This is a genomic window from Corynebacterium sp. HMSC074C01 (assembly GCF_001814605.1).
GTDB lineage: Bacteria > Actinomycetota > Actinomycetes > Mycobacteriales > Mycobacteriaceae > Corynebacterium.
In genome coordinates this window covers 104,365-125,067 of record NZ_KV817301.1, presented here as the reverse complement: position 1 = coordinate 125,067, position 20,703 = coordinate 104,365, and the positions used below count along the sequence as shown (strand labels likewise).

15 protein-coding genes and 1 CRISPR repeat array are annotated in these 20,703 nt (G+C 58.3%); of the genes, 11 read left to right on the top strand and 4 right to left on the bottom strand.

Features of this window, described 5'->3' with window-relative positions:
* Positions 1–119: 119 nt before the first annotated feature.
* From HMPREF2978_RS12060 to HMPREF2978_RS12050, 3 genes are all read right to left on the bottom strand, one after another.
* Positions 120–1,094 (bottom strand): ribose-phosphate diphosphokinase, encoded by a 975-nt coding sequence (locus HMPREF2978_RS12060; protein WP_070529220.1) that lies wholly within the window; start codon positions 1,092–1,094, stop codon positions 120–122.
* 24 nt (positions 1,095–1,118) lie between these two features.
* Positions 1,119–2,582 (bottom strand): bifunctional UDP-N-acetylglucosamine diphosphorylase/glucosamine-1-phosphate N-acetyltransferase GlmU, encoded by a 1,464-nt coding sequence (glmU, locus tag HMPREF2978_RS12055; RefSeq protein WP_070529218.1) that lies wholly within the window; start codon positions 2,580–2,582, stop codon positions 1,119–1,121.
* Between the two features lie 64 nt (positions 2,583–2,646).
* Complete coding sequence (locus tag HMPREF2978_RS12050) at positions 2,647–3,906, bottom strand: MFS transporter (RefSeq protein ID WP_070745719.1); 1,260 nt, start codon at positions 3,904–3,906, stop codon at positions 2,647–2,649.
* A gap of 70 nt (positions 3,907–3,976) precedes the next feature.
* Between HMPREF2978_RS12050 and HMPREF2978_RS12045 the strand changes: the two genes are divergently transcribed.
* Positions 3,977–5,611, top strand: a complete 1,635-nt coding sequence (locus tag HMPREF2978_RS12045; protein WP_070745717.1) for a multicopper oxidase family protein — start codon at positions 3,977–3,979, stop codon at positions 5,609–5,611.
* Here HMPREF2978_RS12045 and HMPREF2978_RS13495 read toward each other — a convergent pair.
* Positions 5,608–6,771, bottom strand: coding sequence for a GIY-YIG nuclease family protein (locus tag HMPREF2978_RS13495; protein WP_246818778.1), 1,164 nt, complete (start codon positions 6,769–6,771; stop codon positions 5,608–5,610). The two genes, HMPREF2978_RS12045 and HMPREF2978_RS13495, sit on opposite strands and share 4 nt — an antisense overlap.
* 105 nt (positions 6,772–6,876) lie before the next feature.
* Between HMPREF2978_RS13495 and HMPREF2978_RS12030 the strand changes: the two genes are divergently transcribed.
* The 10 genes from HMPREF2978_RS12030 to HMPREF2978_RS11985 all read left to right on the top strand — a co-directional run bounded on the left by HMPREF2978_RS12030 (position 6,877) and on the right by HMPREF2978_RS11985 (position 20,703).
* Positions 6,877–9,687 (top strand): CRISPR-associated helicase/endonuclease Cas3, encoded by a 2,811-nt coding sequence (locus HMPREF2978_RS12030; protein WP_070529513.1) that lies wholly within the window; start codon positions 6,877–6,879, stop codon positions 9,685–9,687.
* A 100-nt stretch (positions 9,688–9,787) separates the two neighbouring features.
* A complete protein-coding gene (casA, locus tag HMPREF2978_RS12025; RefSeq protein ID WP_070529212.1) occupies positions 9,788–11,533 on the top strand; it encodes a type I-E CRISPR-associated protein Cse1/CasA in 1,746 nt (581 codons plus the stop codon).
* Positions 11,526–12,194 carry a type I-E CRISPR-associated protein Cse2/CasB gene (gene casB / locus HMPREF2978_RS12020; RefSeq protein ID WP_070529210.1) on the top strand — a complete coding sequence of 223 codons (669 nt, stop codon included), beginning with the start codon at positions 11,526–11,528 and terminating at the stop codon, positions 12,192–12,194. Before casA ends, casB begins: the two co-directional genes overlap by 8 nt.
* Before the next feature lie 32 nt (positions 12,195–12,226).
* Positions 12,227–13,381: a type I-E CRISPR-associated protein Cas7/Cse4/CasC gene (gene cas7e / locus HMPREF2978_RS12015; protein WP_070745714.1), complete on the top strand. Its 1,155-nt coding sequence runs from the start codon at positions 12,227–12,229 to the stop codon at positions 13,379–13,381.
* Positions 13,382–13,397: 16 nt separating this feature from the next.
* Positions 13,398–14,114 carry a type I-E CRISPR-associated protein Cas5/CasD gene (gene cas5e / locus HMPREF2978_RS12010; protein ID WP_070529204.1) on the top strand — a complete coding sequence of 239 codons (717 nt, stop codon included), beginning with the start codon at positions 13,398–13,400 and terminating at the stop codon, positions 14,112–14,114.
* Complete coding sequence (cas6e, locus tag HMPREF2978_RS12005; protein WP_070529201.1) at positions 14,111–14,803, top strand: type I-E CRISPR-associated protein Cas6/Cse3/CasE; 693 nt, start codon at positions 14,111–14,113, stop codon at positions 14,801–14,803. The genes cas5e and cas6e overlap by 4 nt, the downstream gene beginning before the upstream one ends.
* Positions 14,803–15,741 carry a type I-E CRISPR-associated endonuclease Cas1e gene (gene cas1e / locus HMPREF2978_RS12000; protein ID WP_070529197.1) on the top strand — a complete coding sequence of 313 codons (939 nt, stop codon included), beginning with the start codon at positions 14,803–14,805 and terminating at the stop codon, positions 15,739–15,741. Before cas6e ends, cas1e begins: the two co-directional genes overlap by 1 nt.
* Complete coding sequence (cas2e, locus tag HMPREF2978_RS12925; RefSeq protein ID WP_083299022.1) at positions 15,738–16,094, top strand: type I-E CRISPR-associated endoribonuclease Cas2e; 357 nt, start codon at positions 15,738–15,740, stop codon at positions 16,092–16,094. The genes cas1e and cas2e overlap by 4 nt, the downstream gene beginning before the upstream one ends.
* An 86-nt stretch (positions 16,095–16,180) precedes the next feature.
* A CRISPR array of direct repeats spans positions 16,181–18,896; the repeat unit is 28 nt; unit sequence GTGCTCCCCGCGTAAGCGGGGATGAGCC.
* Between the two features lie 208 nt (positions 18,897–19,104).
* On the top strand, positions 19,105–19,845 hold the full coding sequence (locus HMPREF2978_RS11995; RefSeq protein ID WP_210383662.1) for a trimeric intracellular cation channel family protein: 741 nt from the start codon (positions 19,105–19,107) through the stop codon (positions 19,843–19,845).
* 249 nt (positions 19,846–20,094) lie between these two features.
* A complete protein-coding gene (locus HMPREF2978_RS11985) occupies positions 20,095–20,703 on the top strand; it encodes a TetR/AcrR family transcriptional regulator (protein WP_070529191.1) in 609 nt (202 codons plus the stop codon).

Here is a 20,703-nt window from a genome sequence, read left to right as displayed (position 1 = left end):
GAGTCATCGCAGGCTTAATACAAGATTCACTGCTTAACTTGTGCTATCGCGTCGATAACGGATTTCTCCCTCGCCGAGACGCACAAAATTTTAGCAGCAGCGTTGTCGCAGAATCAAATCTAGTGAGTCTCAAATAGCGTGGTCACAGAACCGTTCTCGAAAATCTCGTGGATGGTGCGAGCCAGCAGCGGGGCGATGGACAGGACCGTGAGGTTGTCCCAGCCCTCGGTGGACTGCGGCAGGGTATCGGTGGTGATGACCTCGACAGCACCGCATTCGGACAGGCGCTCGCGGGCTGGGTCGGAGAAGACACCGTGGGTACACGCAATAACCACGGACTTGGCGCCGGCTTCCTTGAGCACTCGGACTGCGCCTGCGATGGTGCCGCCGGTATCAATCATGTCATCGAGCAGGATGCAGTCCTTGCCCTCGACGTCACCGACGACGCGGTTGGACACCGTCTTGTTGGCCTCGGTGGTTGAGCGGGTCTTGTGGACGAAGGAGAGTGGGGCGTCACCAAGCTCGTGTGCCCACTTCTCAGCCACCTTCACGCGGCCAGCATCGGGGGAGACCACAGCCAAATTGTCCATCGGGTACTTGGACTTGATGTAGTCCGTCAGGATCGGCATGGCGTGCATGTGGTCGACCGGGCCATCGAAGAAGCCCTGAATCTGGTCGGTGTGCAGATCTACGGACACGATGCGGTCGGCGCCGGCAGCAGCCAGCAGGTCTGCCACCAGGCGGGCAGAAATAGGCTCGCGGCCGAGGTGCTTCTTGTCCTGGCGTGCGTATGGGTAGAAGGGCAGGATGGCGGTGATGCGCTTGGCGGAGCCGCGCTTGAGCGCATCAATCATGATGAGCTGCTCCACCAGCCACTTGTTGAGCGGCTGGGTGTGGGACTGCATCACGAAGCAGTCGGCACCACGGACGGACTCCTCGAAGCGAATGAAGATCTCACCGTTGGCGAAATCGCGGGCGGTGGTCGGAACCAGATCAGTCTTGAGCTCCTTGGCCACAGCCTCAGCCAACGCCGGGTGAGCACGCCCGGTGAAGAGCATCATGTTCTTGCTGCTGCCGGTAACCTTGCCAGTCATCAGTAGATATCCCTTTACTTGTCGTTAGTTAGTGGTCTGGTCGTCAGCCTCGGTGTCCTGTGCCTTGCCGGCGGCTTCCGCTGCCGGCGTGCCCGGACGCTTCTTTTGCACCCAACCTTCGATGTTGCGCTGCTTGCCGCCGGAGACCGCGAGCGCTCCCGCGGGAACGTCGTCCTTAATTACTGTACCCGCACCAGAGTATGCGCCATCACCGACGGTGACGGGAGCGATAAACATGGTGTCCGAGCCGGTGCGCACGTGGCTGCCGATGGTGGTGTGGTGCTTGTTGACGCCGTCGTAGTTGACGAAGACGGAGGAAGCACCAATGTTGGAGTAATCACCCACGGTGGCATCACCGATATACGTCAGGTGAGGCACCTTGGTGCCGCGGCCGATCTGTGCCTTCTTTGCCTCGACGAAGCCGCCCAGCTTGCCTTCTTCACCCACGATGACGCCGGGGCGGATGTAGGTAAACGGGCCAATCTGCGCGTTGCTGCCAATGACGGAGTCGAAGCCGTGCGTGCGCACCACATGTGCACCTTCACCAACCTGCATGTTGGTCAGGGTGGTGTCGGGGCCAACCTCGGCGCCATCGGCGATGGTCGTGGCACCCCACAGCTGGGTGTTGGGGTGAATGGTGACGTCCTGGCCAATTGTCACGTTGACGCCGATCCAGGTGGTATCGGGATCAACGATGGTGGCGCCGCCGCGCATGGCTTCCTCGACCATGCGGCGGTTGAGAAGGCGGCCGGCTGCGGCCAATTGCACGCGGTCGTTGACACCGGAGAGCTCATCCGGATCGGCAGCGACGTGCGCGCCGACGCGGTGTCCAGCCTCGCGGGCAATCTCCAAAACATCGGTGATGTAGAGCTCACCCTGGGCGTTATCGGAGTTGAGCTTCGTCAGGGCGTCGCGAAGCACGGCACCGTCGAATGCAAAGACACCGGAGTTGACCTCGTGCACCGTGCGCTGCTCCTCGGAGGCGTCCTTCTGCTCCACGATGGCGGTGACGGATCCATCCTCGGCGCGCAGCACGCGGCCGTAACCGGTGGGATCCTCCAGCGTCATGGACAGCACGGTCACGGCGTTAGCTTCGTCGGTGTGAGCCTCCTGCAGCTGGCGCAAAGTCTCCGGGCGTAGAAGTGGAACGTCACCGTTAGTCACGATGACGGTGCCGTTAAAGTCCGGCAGAGCGCTCAAGCCACACTGCACGGCGTGGCCGGTACCGTTCTGCTCCTCCTGAACGGCCTGGGATACTGCGCAATCCAGTTCTTCGGCGATAGCATCGACAGCAGGGGAGACCTGATCACGCTGGTGGCCCACGACGACCACGAGGTGCTCCGGGTTTAGACCAGCGGCTGCGTGGAGGGCGTGGCCGAGAAGTGACCTCCCGCCAATCTCATGCAACGTCTTTTGGGTTGAGGATTTCATGCGGGTACCTGCGCCTGCTGCCAGGACAATGGCGGCGCAGTCAGCTACTTCAGCCACGAGTGTGTGCTTCTCCTGTGATTGGGGGTCAGGACTTACTGTGTTTCATCATAACGCGTGCTGCCTACTTCCCGTGTGACACTTCCGGGAGCGCTCGGGCACGCCATGCGCCAATCAGACCGATGCACGCTAAGAACAGAATGGCTGCCGAGGGGCCCGCGAGTGCAATGACGGCGGAGATGCCGCCGACGACGAGGAGGATGACGCCCATCATGGTGTTTGCGGCCCCGACGTAGCGGGTGCGCTTATCCTCACCAGCCATGTCCACCACATAAGTCTTGCGCGCCACGCGAATTGCGGCGTGCGCCAGGTTGACCAAGAAGAAGCCGAGGGGAAGGGACCACATGCTCACCGCTGTCGGCGCCCACGCGGCACAGGCCACGGTGGCCAGCAAGATGATCGCCGCGGCACCCGCAGCCCAGGACATAACCAAGCGGGAGGACTTATCCGACAACACACCGGAAACCCGGCCGCCGACGAGACTGGCCAAACCCGATGCCAGGACGAAGCCGCCGAGCCCACTGAGTGCCTGCGAGCCGATACTCTGCGAAAGCACCACGATGAAAGAAGTGGACAGGGCAGACACCAACAGCAGGGCGCGGACGTTGACGAAGCCACGGAAGCGGGCATCCTGGGTATACAGCTGCCAGGTATCTGTCCACCAGCTGCGGTTCATGCCCTTCTGCCCGGAGTGCTCTGGTACCGGCTCCTCGATTGTGCGGAAGACCGCTGCCGCCAGGAACCACGTGGCTGCGCCGATAGCGAGCATCACTGCTAAACCCCAGCGCGGGAGCTCACCGAGAAGGGCGAGGATGCCACCGGTAATCAAGGTGACCGCGCCGCCGAGCTGTGTAGCACGACCAGTCACCACTCCGCGGTGGCCCTTGGAGATGGTGCGGCCTTGCACGTCCTTTCCGGTCAGCGAACACAGCGCGCGCAGCACGGCAAGCGCGGCAAGCGCGAGGCAGATGATGAGGCCGAGAAGGGGGCCGTCAACAAGCACGGCGGCTGCTGCGATAATCGTTGCGCACAGACCCTGTCCCACCGAGCCCAGCACCCACAGGCGTTTGCGTGCTGGATGGGACACCACCCATGGGGTGAGTGCCGCCTGCGGGAGCATGGAGCCGGACTCACGCAAGGGGACCAGCAGGCCAGTGAAGAAACTTGGGACCCCGGCTACGCTAAACAGCCAGGGTAGAACCGTCTTACCGGAGAGCAATTGATCGCCCACGCCCTGCAGGCCATTCGACCACACGAAGCGGCGGGCATTGGCGGACTCGTTGGAGGGTGAGGAGTCTTGGGAAGATGCAGAACGCGAAGCCATGACTGTGATCTTAAGCCCGGCTCGGCCTTATCCGGGCCTTAAGGTTCACCTGATCTCTATCCTGGGAGGCATGTCTATCTCCGCTCGCCCTATAGTGTCTCGCCGTATGTTCGTCCAAGGTTCCGTGCTGACTCTTGCCGGTGCCGCCGTGATGGGATTGAGCGCCTGCTCCACCTCGGGGTCGAAGAATCAGCCGGAGCCACTGGGCTACGACAGCGAGCCGCGAGCCCTGCCTATCCCGCCCGTGGAGGAAGGAGAGGTCGTCGACGGCACACGCGTATTCAAACTCACCGCTCAAGACGGCTACTCGGAGATCCTCCCCGGCAACGACCGCACGCGGACGTGGGGCTTCAACGGCGCCTTCTTAGGCCCCACACTGCGTGCTCGGCGCGGTGAGAAAGTCCGCGCGGAGATCACCAACGACCTCATCGAGATGACTACGGTGCACTGGCATGGCATGAAACTGCCGGCCTATTCGGATGGCGGCCCGCACTCGCCGATTGAGGTGGGCAAGACCTGGAAACCCGAGTGGGAGATCATTCAGCCCGCGGCCACGCTGTGGTACCACCCGCACCCGCACATGGCCACGGCCACGCATGCCTACCGCGGGCTGGCGGGCATGTTCCTCATCGACGATGACGTGGCCGATGGGCTGGACCTGCCGCAGGACTACGGTGTGGATGATATCCCGGTAGTCATCATGGATGCCAAGTTCACCGAAGACGGTCAGATTGACGAAAAGAGCGATAACACACTGGGGCTTCTGGGCACCACGCCTCTGGTCAACGGCATCACGAATGCGCGCTTCGACGCCACCACGCGCCGGGTCCGCCTGCGCCTGCTCAACGGCGCCTCCATGCGCTTCTACACCCTGGAGCTCAGCAACGGCCCCTTCCACGTCATCGCCACGGACACGGGGCTTCTCGACGCCCCCGTAGAAGTCGACTCCCTCTTCCTCGGCCCCGGCGAGCGCGCCGAAATCATCGTGGATTTGGAGCCCGGCGAGGAGGTGCAGCTGCGCTCGGTGCCGCGCAAGGATAACTTTGGGGTGCCCAAGGACAAGGATGCGGCCGACTTCGGCTTCCAAGATTCCTTCGACCTGCTCACCATTTCCGGGCCGGAAGAGTCCGCACCGGAGCCACCGGCTCTGCCTGCAACGCTTGACTCCGCCGCGGCGAAGATCCCGTCCACGGAGGGCCTTGAAGAGCGTGAGTTCGTGCTCAACACCTTCATGATCAACGGTGAGCAGATGGACATGGCCCGGGTGGATACCGTCATCGATCACGACGCCCCGGAGATCTGGACCGTGACCAATGAGAACTCTGATTGGCCGCACAACTTCCACATCCACAACGCCCGCTTCAAGGTTCTGGAGTGGGACGGCGATGAGAAGATGAATGTGTTCAATTCTGGGTGGAAGGACATTGTGAACCTTCCGCCGAAGGCCACCGCGCGCCTGCTCGTGGAGTTCGGTCACTTCCCGGATAAGACCATTCCGTACATGTACCACTGCCACATGCTGCTGCATGAGGACGAGGGAATGATGGGGCAGTACGTCATGGTCAACAAGGGCGAGAAGCCCGACGTGCGCGTCAAACCCGCCGCGCTCGTCTTCGACCAAACCGCCGCCACGCACTCCGCACACGCGGGCCAGGTGGTGGACTCCTCCCGCAGCCCCTATGCGACGCCGGAGGCGCAGGGCTAACCCTTCACGATGCTCTCGTAGGCACGGCCCGCTAGCGCCGAGCTGTGCCAGCGGCGGAAGAGGTTGGACGGGCGGTTGCGCATCAAGGTGACCGCGAATTTGCGGGCGTCAGAGATGACCTCTGGTCCAAGGGCTTTGAAGGTTTCCTCTAATTGGCCGATGGGGTAGTAATAGGCCTCTGTTGACGTGACGTTGTAATCATGGGAAGCGACGAAGTGGTAGGGGGATTTGCTAAACCAAATGGCGTCTGAATCTGCTTTCCAGTCACCGCCCTCGCGTGGAAGAAGGTTAAAGAATCCAGTGCCGAGGTTGTAGCCGTCAAGAAAACCTGGATCTAAGTCAGATGGATCGGTGATGACACTGCTGCGCGGGAAAACAAGAAACTCAAGTATCCCGGTGTTGAGGGTGGCGTAGCGGCCACCTGCGGTCGAAGGGTAGTCAGACAGCGTCCAATAGGTTCTCTCAGTTTCCGGAGCGACGGGGATTATGTGCTCGAGAGCGAAGGCGATGTCCTTGATGACTGCTTGGGCGACCTCAGGAGGTGCGTTGTTCTCCAGCTTTGTAGGGCCTGAAGCTTCGGCGGCCCGTACAAAAGCTGCGCGGTCAGATGGTGAGGGTTCCCAATCTCCAAGAATCCAATGCTTCTGTTCCGTCACGGTAACGACTAAATCCAGTGGACTTGGGCCTTCTGAGGCCAGAACACCGCTGCGATTCCTGAGTAAGACTCCGGCATCGAGTTGGTACTGGATCATTTGTTTTTCAAGGATGTCTAGCTCTAAAGGTGGTGCGGGCGCAAAGGAGAGTGCTACGACATCGCCCCAGGATTCGTGATGGTTGGAGCCATGGGTATGGTCTCTGAACCGCTTGACGACGTCGATGGATTGGCCCACGTATTTGGTGCCATCGTCGAACTCGATGACGTAAATCCCGCATCGCTCATCTGCGGGGAAAATGGGGCCAATGGGTGTGTTGGAGTCGAGCTCCAAGCGCTTGAAATCAAGGGGAGAGGCCATGATGACAAGGTAGACGATGCCTGGGTCCAGCGTCCGCAGATTGGGCGTTCCGGATAAAAGAAAGCCCCGCTGACGCGGGGAAGTGATGGTGTTAAGCATCAGCAAGGGCTCATCCCAGCAGAGCAGGGAAGTAAAATCGCCCTTCATGAAGCCTACATTGCGATTGCCAAAGAACAATCTTCAGAAAGCATTGAATTTGCTAATGCTAAAGGTGCTATGCTCGTCTTAAACGACTTCTCGTGGAGGATGGCCATGGAAAAGACCGCTGGACGGGGGCCGAGTTCAAGTTTAATTCAGGCTCGGACACGTGATTTTTGTCTTAGGGCTGATGGCTGGGCACGCGAACGTAGTCCGCAAGCTCAAAGTCTGTGGGCGAAGTCCGGTGATGGTACAGATTTCTTGACGCTGCCACAGCATATGGTGGACTCGGCGTGTGCTGCTTCTTTCTTGTATAACTCTTGGTTGGCAGCCTCTGTGAAGCGTTATCTCTCAGAAGAGCTGGGAGTTGATGAGTCTGGGGTTGAGGCGCTGTATGTGTGGCTTGCTGGAGTCCACGATGTGGGAAAGGCGGTGCGCACGTTTCAGCGCCTACTTTTGGACAGTGATAAAGCGTATCTCGTGCATGCTGTCTCAGATGCTGGTTTAGACATCGACCTCAGCGTTGATGAGGCTAACTTCGATAAGCTTCCCCATGGCGTCGCATCAGGTGAAATCCTCTCGCAATGGTTATGCGCGCGAGGTGTTCGTCTCCCAAAAGCTAACGCATTGGCGGCAGTGGTTAACGCACACCACGGCATCGCGAATAAACCCTCGAGGCAGGTGCGCGAACTTATTGAGGATTACCCCGAGCCATGGAAGCGCGTGCACAAAGAATTACTCGACGCGATGGCGGATCTCTGCGGTGCTGACTCAGTACTCGAGAAAGTCTGTGGGGGCAGCAAGCTGCATCAGAGCGTTGCGGAAATCCTCACTGGGCTCGTAGTGATGGCGGACTGGGTAGCTTCTAACGAACACGCATTCACGCTCCACGTGAGTGGAACGCAGCTTGAACGAGTGGAAGCAGCTGCCGCAGCTATTGACGTAACGATGCCTTGGGAACCTGAAGAAGGGGACTGGCAGGATATCGATGCTCACTTTCGGCGGTCGTTTGATTGGCCGGAGGAGTACTGTGCTCGGCCGGTGCAGCGTGCTGTCGTAGAAGCAGTGCAACAGGTGGAGAGACCAACGCTTGTTGTTATTGAGGCCGAAACTGGAGTTGGAAAGACCGAGGCGGCCCTGGCTACCGCGGAGATCCTAGGTGCTGGCAGCGGCGCACAGGGGATCTTTTTCGCGGCGCCGACAATGGCAACAGCCAATGGGTTGTTGGAGCGCACGATCGAATGGGCCTCGAACAACAGTATTGACTCGGTAAGGAGTATGTACCTTGCTCACTCCAAGAACGTGCTCTCGGAGCCGTACCAACAGCTGAAATTCTCACAAATCGGCAGGGACTCCGGGGACGGCGGCGGAGTGGTTGCGTCCCAATGGATGTCGGGACGTCGATTGGGGCTGCTCTCCAATTTTGTTGTGGGCACCGTGGACCAAGTTCTGATGATGGCGTTACAGCAGCGTTTCCACATGCTGCGGCACGTGGGGCTGGCAGGAAAAGTTATCATCTTCGATGAGGTGCACTCCTTTGATGTTTACACCAGCGACTACCTCCAAAGAACCATCGAGTGGCTCGGCTACTACGGTGCCAGCGTCATTCTCATGTCAGCGACGCTTCCGCCAGACAAACGACGTTCACTGGTGCAGGCATACTCCCGTGCTCCCTGGCCGGATGAGGAACCTACTGGGTATCCACTGCTTACACTCGCAACACGGGATTCCGTGAAGTTTCACTCGGTGCCGCCAACGCCGACGAACTTAGAAGCGCGCATCGAGTACCTAGACGATGAAGTAGAAAAGCTCGTCACATTTGCGGATCAGTACCTTGACGACGGTGGCTGCGCGCTCATTATTTGCAATACGATCGCCCGCGCACAAGAGGCATACCGAGTGTTGGAAGGTACATATGGTAACGATGTCCAGCTACATCATGCTGGTTTCGTTGCGTGGGAACGTGTAGCGAAGGAAGATGCCCTGCGCGAGGAACTTGGACCAGATTCTCACCGGGGAAGTGGACGTCCACAGCGCAAGATTGTGGTGGCAACCCAAGTTGCCGAGCAAAGTCTCGATATTGACGCTGATGTTCTTGTCACGGATATCGCCCCGATGGATCTCATTATTCAGCGTATTGGACGCTTACATCGCCATACGCGACCAGCCACCGATCGGCCGGAAAAGCTACAACAGCCACAAGTGATGATTCGCGGGATCCTCAAGCACGAACCTGTCCCTGAGTTTGATTCGGGAGCCGAGTCTATCTACGGCCAAAACTTGCTTCTATCGACGTACGCGATGCTTCCAGAAGTCTTTCACCGCCCCGACGATATCGAGAGACTTGTCCGAGCAGCCTATGACAAGAACTTCACGCCGCCGGTGGCATGGGACGAGGTATGGGAGAAAGCTCAGGAGCAAAATCTGTTTGCTGAAGATAGCGCGCACTCGAAATCGTCGACGTTCCGACTGCCTAGCCCTCGGAGACGAACCAGCTATGATGCTCTTTTCTCGCAACTCATCAGTGATAACGCAGCATCGGGAGATGAACGCGGAGCTGCTCAAGTACGAGATGCTGAACCTTCGGTGGAAGTCATTCCAATTAGGAGTACCGAATACGGGTATCAGCCGTGGGGCTTTGAGGAAGAAGTGCTTGATGGCACCGAACTGTCCTACAACGTTGCGTTCCATTTGGCTTCGAGCACAGTTCGCCTTCCAACCCGAATGACTAGGTGGGAATCTGATTTTGAGGCAGTCGTCAGCGCTTTGGAAGAAGCTACGCCTGCACAATGGCGATCGCACTTCCTTCTGAGGGGACAACTGGCGTTGCCTCTGAACGAAACTGACACCGCACAACTTGGGCGGTTTACCGTGATTTATTCCTCCGAGCTGGGTATCGAAATTCTTAGCGATGGGAGAGAGTGAATGTCCGGCGTCCTTTGTACTCTGAGGGCGCCTCCTCTAAGAGACCCCTCTACAACAATCAACAATCCACAACAAGACAAAGAAAGGAGGAGAAAGAAGAATGACTGAAACCTCAACGTTTAACCTTCTCGACGAGCCATGGATCAAGTGCATGGATGGCACCAACCAGCCTGTAAGCCTGAGCATCCGCGATATCTTTTCTGGCCGCGGTGACGCTTACAAAGTCGTTGGTGACTCCCCAACCCAGGATTACGCGGTGCTACGTGTGTTACTGGCCATTTTTTGGCGGGCGCATGCCCTAGATCTTGTAGAAAGCTACGCGGGTAATAATTGGGAAGACTTTGATTGGCCGGAATGGTTCGATGATCTGCGTGATCAGCTTGTAAACGAGAAGCGCGATGACGTGGTCCTTGACTACCTTGATGGCTTTAAAGATCGGTTCGATCTTCTTTCACCAATTGCGCCCTTCATGCAAGTCGCGGATTTGCATACGAAGTCAGGAGCCGCAAAACCTGTATCCTTCATCGTTCCGGAAGCTGCTGACGATTTCTTCACCATGCGTACAGCAGAAGGGCGAGAGTCTCTAGCGCTCGATGAGGCTGCTAGATGGCTTATCCATGCGCAGGCATTCGATTACTCCGGAATTAAGTCGGGTGCGGAAGGAGATCCCCGCGTTAAAGGCGGACGAGGCTACCCCATTGGAACTGGTTGGACCGGACGCACTGGCGGCACAATTGTCCTAGGGGCAGGTGGGATTCTTGAAACCCTGATTCTCAACACTCCTCCATCGGCAGTCTTGGATTCCCAGGAAGGAGGACCAGTAAGCGCGGATACTCCCGTTTGGGAACGCGAACCTGATACTGCAACGCAGCGACCGGGATCAAGCGATGACATAGGAGCGGTCCCACACGGTGCGGTTGATCTCGCAACCTGGCAGGCACGGCGTATTCGCCTGTTCATTGAAGGCGGCCGTGCGGTCCAAGTACTCGTGTCCAATGGTGACCGTATCCCAGATGCAGGTAAGAACGTCATGGGCGATCCCATGACCCCTTACCGCTACAGTCCGAATCAATCGAAGAAAGGCACCGACGCCTACTACGCTCGCCCATACGACCCGACTCGGACAATGTGGCGTGCACTCGATGCATTGATCGCGTTGGAGGATGACCTCGGATTCGATAACGGTAAGAATAAGGCTCCTAAGCGACCTAGAAATCTCTCCAACCTGGCAGAGCTTGAGGCTGACGGGTACTTGGACAAGAACCTCCTTGATTTAGCTTTGGTGTCGATGGAATATGGCCCACAGGAATCGTCTGTAGCCTCGACATTCATCGCTACGATCGGTTTGCCACTGGTCGTTTTGCGTGCTGATGATACGGGTCGGAAGGTGCGCAATGCAGTTCGCACCTCTGCTGAGAAAACTGGTAAAGCAGCCATCAGCCTCGGCTGGTTTGCAGGTCAGTTGCTCGTTGCCGCTGGCGGTGACTATGAATTCGGTAGCAGTACTGCTGACCGCTTCTATGCTCGTCTTGAACCGCTCTTCCTGACATGGATGACAGGCTTGAGCTCTGATAACGCTGAAACACGGCAGGGTGATTGGCAAGAACAGGTCCGCGAACAGGTGCTTGGTGATGCCCGCGAACTTCTTCGTGGTGCTGGAACTAAGGCCATCGTTGGTAGGGAAGTCGACGCCGGAGACACCGGCAAGGGACGAATAGTTTCAGCCGGCTCGCTTTACCGTCAACTGCATCGAAGGCTGGACAAGGACCTCCCATTGACGGTTTCTCGCACAACCCCAGGCACAGTTGCCTCTGGAAAACAACACGAGGATGACTCCGATGACTAACACTCCAACTAGCACTGACTGTCCGAGCACCTCGGCAGGGCCAACCTTGCGCCCAGCAGTAGCTCGGACTGCGAATGACCTACAGTTCGCCATCTTGCGCTCACCAAACCGCGCACAAAGTGCGCAAGCTCGTGCAACGCTTGCGAATCTTCGCAAGTATGCTTCCGTTCCCCTCAATGACCAGCCTCTAGCGCTAGAGGAAGTTCTACTGAGCCTTCACCTGCCTCTCAGCGAAAGGGAGCTTGGCAGAGGAAATGCCCCCTCAGTGTCGGAGCTTGCAGCATTTCATGCTCTCGTCATGTTTGGCATTCACATGCAAAGCGCGACGACTGACGCCCACGTTGAAGGCCAAAGCTTTGCTCGCGCATGCGGCCGTTTCTTCGCACAGAGCGAATCACAGTCCACAAAGCCCCGCTTCGATGCCATGCTCGTTTCACGTGATGAAGCCTCCCGATTGATCCATATCCGCTCGCTCATCACACTGCTTCGCGGCGCAAAAATTGGCTTTGACTATGGGCAATTTGCACAAGACCTCAGAACTCTCAACGCTCGTACTTCCACGCAAGTCGATCAGAATCGTCGACAGGGAGTTCTCTTGAGATGGGGACGTGACTTTGCCACTGGCGCTTTTACTAAAAGCACGAAATCCACTGAATCCTAAACAACACTCTTCAACCGAAAGGAAAGTTCACCATGTCATTGGTTATTGACATCCACGCACTGCAAACCCTGCCGCCATCCCTTATCAACCGCGACGATACGGGTGCACCTAAGTCCGCTATTTTTGGTGGAGTTCCGCGCCAGCGGGTGTCCTCCCAGTCCTGGAAGCGCGCAATCCGTAGCTACTTTGAAAAGAATGTTGATCCTGAGTCTGTGGGGGACCGCTCGAAGCGCCTGCCGGAGAAGATCGCCAAGCTGGTTGAGGAACATGAAGGCTGGGATTCCGAGCGCGCAATCAAGCAGGTTAGTGACCTCTTCAAGGTCGCAGGAATTTCGACCGAAGTTGATAACAAGCGGATCAAGGAACTAGAAAAGTCCGAGGTCGAGGATAAAGAGGAACTTATTAAGGAAGCCCGGTATCCACGTACCAAGTACCTCATTTTCTTGAGCCCGCAGCAGATTGACCGCGCAGTCCGAGCAATCGTCGCTGCAGACGGAGAGAAGATCAAAAAGGCTGAGGCGAAGGAAATTCTCGATACCAAGCACTCGGTTGATATGGCGATGTTTGGTCGCATGATTGCTGATGACGCTGCCTTTAACGTCGATGCCGCAGTGCAGGTTGCTCATGCTCTGGGTATTCACGATAGCGCTCCGGAATTCGACTACTTTACTGCTGTCGACGATCTTGCTGAAGCAGGTGAGGAAACAGGTGCTGGAATGATCGGCACCGTACAAATGATGTCCTCCACCTTGTACCGGTTTGCCACAGTAAACGTAGCGGGCCTTACGGAGAATCTCGACTCTGAGGAGAACGCGAAGCAAGCTGCGGTTCAGTTTGTCGATGCTTTCATCAAGTCCATGCCTACCGGAAAAATCAACACCTTTGCCAACCACACGCTGCCTGAGCTGGTCTATGTCACCGCGCGTGATACCCGCCCAGTGAGCCTCGTGACGGCGTTCGAGGAGCCGGTCCAAGCCACCGACGACAAGAATTTGCGCATCGCTGGTGCCGAAGCTCTGGCAAGAGAAGAAAAGGAATTCGAGGAGAACTACGGTCTGAAGCCGCTGGCTGCATTCGTGGTTGGCGTAAGCGAAGCGCGAGCACCGTTCGCTGACATTGCTGAGACCGTTACTCTGCCCGAGCTTTCGGAGCGTCTCACCACCGTGTTGGATTCCTCCCAGTCCTAGTGAAGGGAGTCATCTCATGACATCGAGCTTGTTACTGTTACTCAAAGCCCCGTTGCAGTCGTGGGGAAACGAATCGCGCTACGCCACGCGAACAACGTCTCAAATTCCATCGAAATCCGGAGTGCTCGGCATGCTCGCCGCTGCGGAAGGTCGCCGGCGAACCGACGGCATTGAGGATCTTGCGCGTCTGACGTTCGCTGTGCGAGTCGACCAGTCTGGAAGTCTGCTGCGTGATTACCAGACGGCGCAGGATTGGCAGCGCAATCCTAATGCGCCTGCAAAACTGATAACCCGGTATTTCTTGTCCGATGCTGCGTTTGTTGCTGCGATCGAATCTGAAGACCGTGGATTGCTTGAAGGTTTGGCGGAGGCACTACACAAGCCGGCATTTCCGATTTTCTTGGGACGACGGTCATGTCCGGCACCGCCAAATTTGGTGCAGGGAATTGACGATAAACCTGCGGTTGAGTCGCTTCAAGCGCACTCTACGTGGCATGCCACAAAGGAGTGCATGAAGACCTGTGGAGAGAAGGTAGCCCTGCCGATTTATCGCGATGCAAAGCCAGGTGAACTCGGGGAGTCGTTGCAAGACGTGCCCGTGTCGTTTGATCCGAGGCGCCGAAAGTACTCCTGGCGCACGGTTGTTCAACGTGAGAGCGCCATGGTTGATAATCCCTTGGATGCATCGCAGCTGCGGCCGGACCCATTCATGGAAGCGGTGATGAACGCGTGACCACGCTAACCAAGATCCTGATCAACCCTCAGTTGCGTCAAGGGCGGAAGCTTCTTACGAATCCACATGCCATGCATGCGGCAGTTAGTGCAGCTTTTCCGCCGGACATCGATACCGATGAAGCACGGTTGCTATGGCGGATTGATCGAAATAGTCACGAAAATGCTCTTTACATTGTTGGCCCCGAGAAACCGACGGCGTCTGGAATTGTAGAGCAGGCTGGCTACGACACACGGCCCGCCCAGTCCCTTGATTACACCCGCCTGCTGGGTTCCTTGCAGAAGGGGCAGCGCTGGAGGTTTGAGCTGCTTGCAAACCCAACCTATTCTCAGTCCAACGACGGAAAACGCGGCAAAGTTAAAGCTCACGTTTCAGTAGATCACCAGCTTGAGTGGCTCTATTCTCGGGCGGAAAAGGCTGGTTTTGCGTTGGCTCCGCGCGCCAATGACACCGTGCCTGCGGAAGAACGAGCACGTTGGTCGGTAGAAGATGAAACAGCCATCGTGGAGAGGCGGACCCTTGATTTCCGCAAAGGTGGGAACCGACGCCACATCCGTATTGTAACGGCCCGCTATCGTGGCACCCTGGAGGTCACAGATTCTGCGCTGCTCCGCTCCACTCTTACTCACGGCATAGGTCGTGCTCGTGGTTATGGTTGTGGTTTGATGACGTTGGCGGCAGTTTCTTAATGGCTACGCCACATGAGGTCCCTATCGCACGCCAGGCCTTGGCGCGCGTAGGGGACCGGATCAGTTTTCTTTACGCTGAACGCTGTGTAGTGAATCGTGATGGCAATTCGCTCACCATAATGGACCAACGGGGCATCGCTCATCTTCCAGCTACCCAAATCGCAGCTCTTCTTTTGGGGCCGGGGACAAAGATTACGTATGCTGCGATGGCCCTGCTTGGCGACGCTGGCGTAAGCACCGTCTGGGTAGGAGAGCGCGGTGTGCGGTACTACGCGCACGGCCGGCCGCCAGCAAAATCAAGCCGCATGGCAGAAATCCAAGCGGAGGTAGTCACTCACCAACGAAAGAGATTGGATTGTGCGCGCCGCATGTACTCGATGCGGTTTCCTGGCGAAGATGTGTCAAGTCTGACTATGGCACAACTACGTGGTCGGGAAGGCGCGAGGATGAAGAAAGTGTACGAAGCGGAATCGAAACGGACCGGAGTTTATTGGAATCGTCGATCCTATGATCCGAATGACTTCGATTCATCGGATCCAATCAACCAGGCGCTTACCGCTGCGAGCGCAGCGCTCTATGGAGTAGCACATGCTGTTATCGCTGCACTAGGTTTCGTCCCGGCGCTAGGCGTTATTCACACGGGAACCGATCGATCCTTTGTTTATGACATCGCAGATCTATATAAGGCAGAAATTTCAATCCCGGCTGCATTCGACACCGTTGCTGCTGCCAAGGGAAGTCCATCGACGGAAGTCCGTCGGCATGTTCGCGATTATGTTGTTTCGCACAGGCTGATGCCTCGCATGGTAAAAGACTTGAAATCGTTGTTCGATATCCCTGATGACGAACTTGTGAGTGATGTTGAACTTATGTTGTGGAGTGAACTCGAGGTTATTGCCTCAGGCGTGAACTGGTCTGAAGAGGAGACACTTTCATGATCGTTCTCGTCGTTACAGCGTGCCCGGCTGGGCTCCGAGGTGATCTTTCCAAATGGTTGATTGAATTAACTCCTGGAGTGTTTGTAGGTCGTCCTTCAGCAAGAATTCGTGATTTGTTGTGGGAGCGAACAGTTGAACTATGTAAGGACGGAAGAGCGTTATTGGTTTATTCGGCAGCTAATGAACAAGGACTCGAGTTTAAGACTCACCGGCACCATTGGCAGCCAACAGACTTTGATGGAGTCACGCTCATGGTTCGTCCCTCTCCTGAACGGAAGACTGTGCAGAGCAGAACTGGATGGTCGCAGGCACGGCAGGTCCGGTCTGCATATCGTAAACAGAAGGGGAAGTAGAAAGAACTGGGCACAGCCTATCTCTTGCTGCTGAGAAGTCGTATGTAAACTGAGCTTACGGCTCGTTAATGCGCTGTTCAGCAAGGGTGCTCCCCGCGTAAGCGGGGATGAGCCCCGTACTATCCCATTGCTCAGCTCACCGGGCCAGTGCTCCCCGCGTAAGCGGGGATGAGCCCGATCCATCGCACCCGACATCGCCTCAATCGAGGTGCTCCCCGCGTAAGCGGGGATGAGCCTTCCGTTTGGGCAACAATCAGATCGCCCATTTTGTGCTCCCCGCGTAAGCGGGGATGAGCCCTTGTGGACGCGGGCGACATACGCCTGGGCAACGTGCTCCCCGCGTAAGCGGGGATGAGCCGCAGCACGACCCATCAACTTCAGAACACGGTCAGTGCTCCCCGCGTAAGCGGGGATGAGCCCGTGTTGTCGAGGGTGTTGGCGACTTTGTCTGCGTGCTCCCCGCGTAAGCGGGGATGAGCCCCTCCTCAACCGCGAAAATGCCGGTCGTACGGAGTGCTCCCCGCGTAAGCGGGGATGAGCCCTTCTCGAACATTGGGAATCGTTTCTCGTCGATGTGCTCCCCGCGTAAGCGGGGATGAGCCGACTTTTGAGCTCCTGGTGGGGTGGTTGCCGTGGTGCTCCCCGCGTAAGCGGGGATGAGCCGTACCAGTAAGCTCCGCACTCTTCATACGACGAGTGCTCCCCGCGTAAGCGGGGATGAGCCGTACCACCAGCAGTGGATGGATGAGGCACAACGGTGCTCCCCGCGTAAGCGGGGATGAGCCGTCCTACTGGCCGCCAAACGAGGCGCCCAGCCTGTGCTCCCCGCGTAAGCGGGGATGAGCCCCCGTGTGGGGTGACTCGCGGAAAATCCGGGTAGTGCTCCCCGCGTAAGCGGGGATGAGCCCGGTAACTTTGCCGGCGTTGGGGTCGATCCAGTGTGCTCCCCGCGTAAGCGGGGATGAGCCGTCCGCCGGGCCGGACAGCTCCGTCACCGGCCCGTGCTCCCCGCGTAAGCGGGGATGAGCCCATGACGCCCCGCCGCCGCTAGTCGACCGTATCGTGCTCCCCGCGTAAGCGGGGATGAGCCCCGTACTACCCCATTGCTCAGCTAACGGGCCCGGTGCTCCCCGCGTAAGCGGGGATGAGCCCCGGCCGACGGGTGCCCGCGAGCGGTTCATTCCGTGCTCCCCGCGTAAGCGGGGATGAGCCCCGTGGTAGACATCCACTGCTCCCCGTTGCCTAGTGCTCCCCGCGTAAGCGGGGATGAGCCCACGCGGCCACACTTCGAGCAATGATGTTGCGAGTGCTCCCCGCGTAAGCGGGGATGAGCCGCCTATCTACGCAATCAAGGACGGCACCGTCATGTGCTCCCCGCGTAAGCGGGGATGAGCCGATGTACGCGAAGACCAATGTGATCACCCACAAGTGCTCCCCGCGTAAGCGGGGATGAGCCCATCTCACTAACCGAGTTAATGCCCCGCTTTGCGTGCTCCCCGCGTAAGCGGGGATGAGCCCCATCCACCTTCAACGACTGCGAATAGGTATCCGTGCTCCCCGCGTAAGCGGGGATGAGCCCAACATCGAAACGACCATACGAGTAGAACGCCAGTGCTCCCCGCGTAAGCGGGGATGAGCCCCTCGGCGTGGATGCGGACATCAACGAGGTATCGTGCTCCCCGCGTAAGCGGGGATGAGCCCACGCCAAGGCGCTTCATCTCCTCACCAGTCAAGTGCTCCCCGCGTAAGCGGGGATGAGCCCGTGCCATGCTTAGCCTGCATCGCCAGGCCCTTGTGCTCCCCGCGTAAGCGGGGATGAGCCGACCTCGGCACTGTAGTCGCCGAAGGCGGACGTGTGCTCCCCGCGTAAGCGGGGATGAGCCCGGGACGCAGTCGTTCGCGGCGGGGCGCTGCTCGTGCTCCCCGCGTAAGCGGGGATGAGCCGCCGGGGGGCACGTACATCACATTCCCAGACGCGTGCTCCCCGCGTAAGCGGGGATGAGCCGTGGCCGGGCGAGGCCCAGCCCGCGCAAGAGGCGTGCTCCCCGCGTAAGCGGGGATGAGCCCGATTACCGATGTTCGAGAAGTTGCCTGTGAGCGTGCTCCCCGCGTAAGCGGGGATGAGCCGGCGACTCTCAACCTGGTTGAGGAGCGCGGAAAGTGCTCCCCGCGTAAGCGGGGATGAGCCCAGGTTCGGCGTGGGTCTGATATTTCCCGCGTCGTGCTCCCCGCGTAAGCGGGGATGAGCCCCAACAGACCGCGCCACTATAACGAGTTTCCGCAGTGCTCCCCGCGTAAGCGGGGATGAGCCGGGCTGGGGGTCGCCGGGTAGCCAGAGCCATGCGTGCTCCCCGCGTAAGCGGGGATGAGCCCGGTCCAGCAAGCTGAGCACCAAAGCGTGAGGCGTGCTCCCCGCGTAAGCGGGGATGAGCCCGTGGGGCCCGGCGATATGCCGCATCATGGAATGTGCTCCCCGCGTAAGCGGGGATGAGCCCGGGATAGCACCAGGGCTAGCCGTGTTCTCCTCGTGCTCCCCGCGTAGGCGGGGATGAGCCGAAAGCTCTGGAAGACCTCGGCCGTTCCGGGTGGCGCTCCCCGCGTAAGCGGGGATGAGCCCCTGTCCAAGGTTGACGGAAGCCTAGGCCCGGTAGTGCTCCCCGCGTAAGCGGGGATGAGCCCCAGCTCCTCAAGCAGAACGTCACCGTCCAGATCGTGCTCCCCGCGTAAGCGGGGATGAGCCCTCCGGTATCCACTGGTTCGGTGTATTTGGAGCGGTGCTCCCCGCGTAAGTAGGTATGAATCGGACACGCGGGAGTTAGCCCCATCGAACAACCCTTATTGCCTACTTGTGTGGCCGAGAACTTGCTATCGTCCTTCGAGGGGTTCTTACTTCGGGCCGCTTTGCTTGGTTGCAGTCGGTGCGTGAACCGCTTCATTTACCCGTGCGGCGATGAAACTGGATGGAGTCGAGGATTAAAAGTGATGTGATCAGCTAAGGTCAGTATCTGTGATTCAGGACGTCGACCCGCTCATCCATTCCCTGTACCAGGTCTTTGACCTCATCGGTGTGGTGCTCAACGGCATCATTGGTGGCACGATTGCACGCCGTAGGGAATTCGACATTATCGGTTTCGTCTTTCTGGCGCTCTTTTCAGCGCTGGCGGGCGGCATGATTCGTGACATGCTGATCGCCAGCGGTCCGGCAGCGGCTATCTCTGATCCGCTGTATCTCACGCTGGCGTGTGTGGGCGCGCTCATTGCTTTTTTGACGGACCTGAAGGGCAAGGCCTGGGAAATCTTCCTCGAGCACGCGGATGCTGTCATCTTGGGTGTGTGGTGCACGACTGGATGTGTGAAGGCGCTGACCCATGGAATGCCGTTTATCGCCTGCGTATTCTTGGGAGTCTTGACCGCAGTGGGTGGCGGAATGGTGCGCGATGTTGCTTCCGGCCAGATTCCCTCGGTCTTTGGGGGAAGCCCGCTCTACGCCGTGCCGGCGGTGCTTACAGGAATCGTGATGGCATCCTTCGCGCACTTCGACAAGTTTGCCCTTGGTATGGTCATCTCGCCCTTCGTGGGCTTTGGCCTAGCGGTTATGGCGTATTGGCGCGGGTGGGTGCTTCCGCGCGCTGGTATTGCTCCCTTGAACTACACCGCGGCGCAGGTGGCGTCGATTGCGCGGAAAGCTGAAATTAGGGGATTTAGGCGCGGTCGTAAGAAAAGAAAACAAACACCGCCAAGCGCTGAATAATTGCAGTCCAGGCGGTGTTTGTGCTTGCTTCCCCACCAGGACTCGAACCTAGAATGACGGTACCAAAAACCGTAGTGTTGCCGATTACACCATGGGGAAACTGCGCACATATTATGAGCGCTGGAGGACATATTACATGACAGGTGTGGGCCAAACCTAAACAGGTGCCCGAGACTTTCGGGCGCGTGGTTAACGGCCGACTTTTAGCTGGTGCGGGCCATGTCCAGTGGGGGAGATACAGTAGAAGACATGGTTCGACAAAGGATGACCGGGCGTGAGCGCCGTGAGCAGTTGATCTCCATAGGACGTGCAGCCTTCGCAGAACGCGGCTTCGATGGCGCCAGCGTGGAGGACATTGCAGCACGCGCTGGTGTGTCCAAGCCGGTGGTCTATGAGCACTTCGGCGGCAAGGAAGGCCTCTATGCCGTCGTCATTGACCGCGAGCTCGTGGCTTTGGAAAAGGTCGTGACGGAATCGCTGCAGACGGGTTCTTGGCGCGAGCGCATCGAGCAGGGGGTCGTCGCCCTGCTGACCTATGTGGAGGAGGAGACCGATGGTTTCCTAATCCTCGTGCGTGACTCCAAGCCAGGGGCGGAGCGTAGCTTCTCCACGTTGTTGAATACGGCGGTAAATCAGATTGCGCATATCCTCGGTGAGGCCTTCGAACACCGTGGTCTCGACCCCGAGCTGTCGGTGCTCTACGGCCAAGCGCTCGTCGGCATTGTGGCCACCACTGCGCAGTGGTGGTTGGACGTGCGCGAGCCCTCGCGGGAGACCGTCGCAGCGCACATCGTCAACTTGTGCTGGAATGGTCTTTCCGGCATGGAAGCAGCACCGAAGTTGAAGGGAGCTAAGTAG

Coding starts and splice junctions, on each gene's coding strand:
- HMPREF2978_RS12050 (WP_070745719.1), bottom strand. CDS start 3,906: ATGGCTTCGCGTTCTGCATCTTCCCAAGACTCCTCACCCTCCAACGAG.
- HMPREF2978_RS12030 (WP_070529513.1), top strand. CDS start 6,877: ATGGAAAAGACCGCTGGACGGGGGCCGAGTTCAAGTTTAATTCAGGCT.
- HMPREF2978_RS12060 (WP_070529220.1), bottom strand. CDS start 1,094: ATGACTGGCAAGGTTACCGGCAGCAGCAAGAACATGATGCTCTTCACC.
- HMPREF2978_RS13495 (WP_246818778.1), bottom strand. CDS start 6,771: ATGAAGGGCGATTTTACTTCCCTGCTCTGCTGGGATGAGCCCTTGCTG.
- cas5e (WP_070529204.1), top strand. CDS start 13,398: ATGACATCGAGCTTGTTACTGTTACTCAAAGCCCCGTTGCAGTCGTGG.
- cas2e (WP_083299022.1), top strand. CDS start 15,738: ATGATCGTTCTCGTCGTTACAGCGTGCCCGGCTGGGCTCCGAGGTGAT.
- casB (WP_070529210.1), top strand. CDS start 11,526: ATGACTAACACTCCAACTAGCACTGACTGTCCGAGCACCTCGGCAGGG.
- cas1e (WP_070529197.1), top strand. CDS start 14,803: ATGGCTACGCCACATGAGGTCCCTATCGCACGCCAGGCCTTGGCGCGC.
- cas7e (WP_070745714.1), top strand. CDS start 12,227: ATGTCATTGGTTATTGACATCCACGCACTGCAAACCCTGCCGCCATCC.
- HMPREF2978_RS11985 (WP_070529191.1), top strand. CDS start 20,095: ATGGTTCGACAAAGGATGACCGGGCGTGAGCGCCGTGAGCAGTTGATC.
- HMPREF2978_RS12045 (WP_070745717.1), top strand. CDS start 3,977: ATGTCTATCTCCGCTCGCCCTATAGTGTCTCGCCGTATGTTCGTCCAA.
- casA (WP_070529212.1), top strand. CDS start 9,788: ATGACTGAAACCTCAACGTTTAACCTTCTCGACGAGCCATGGATCAAG.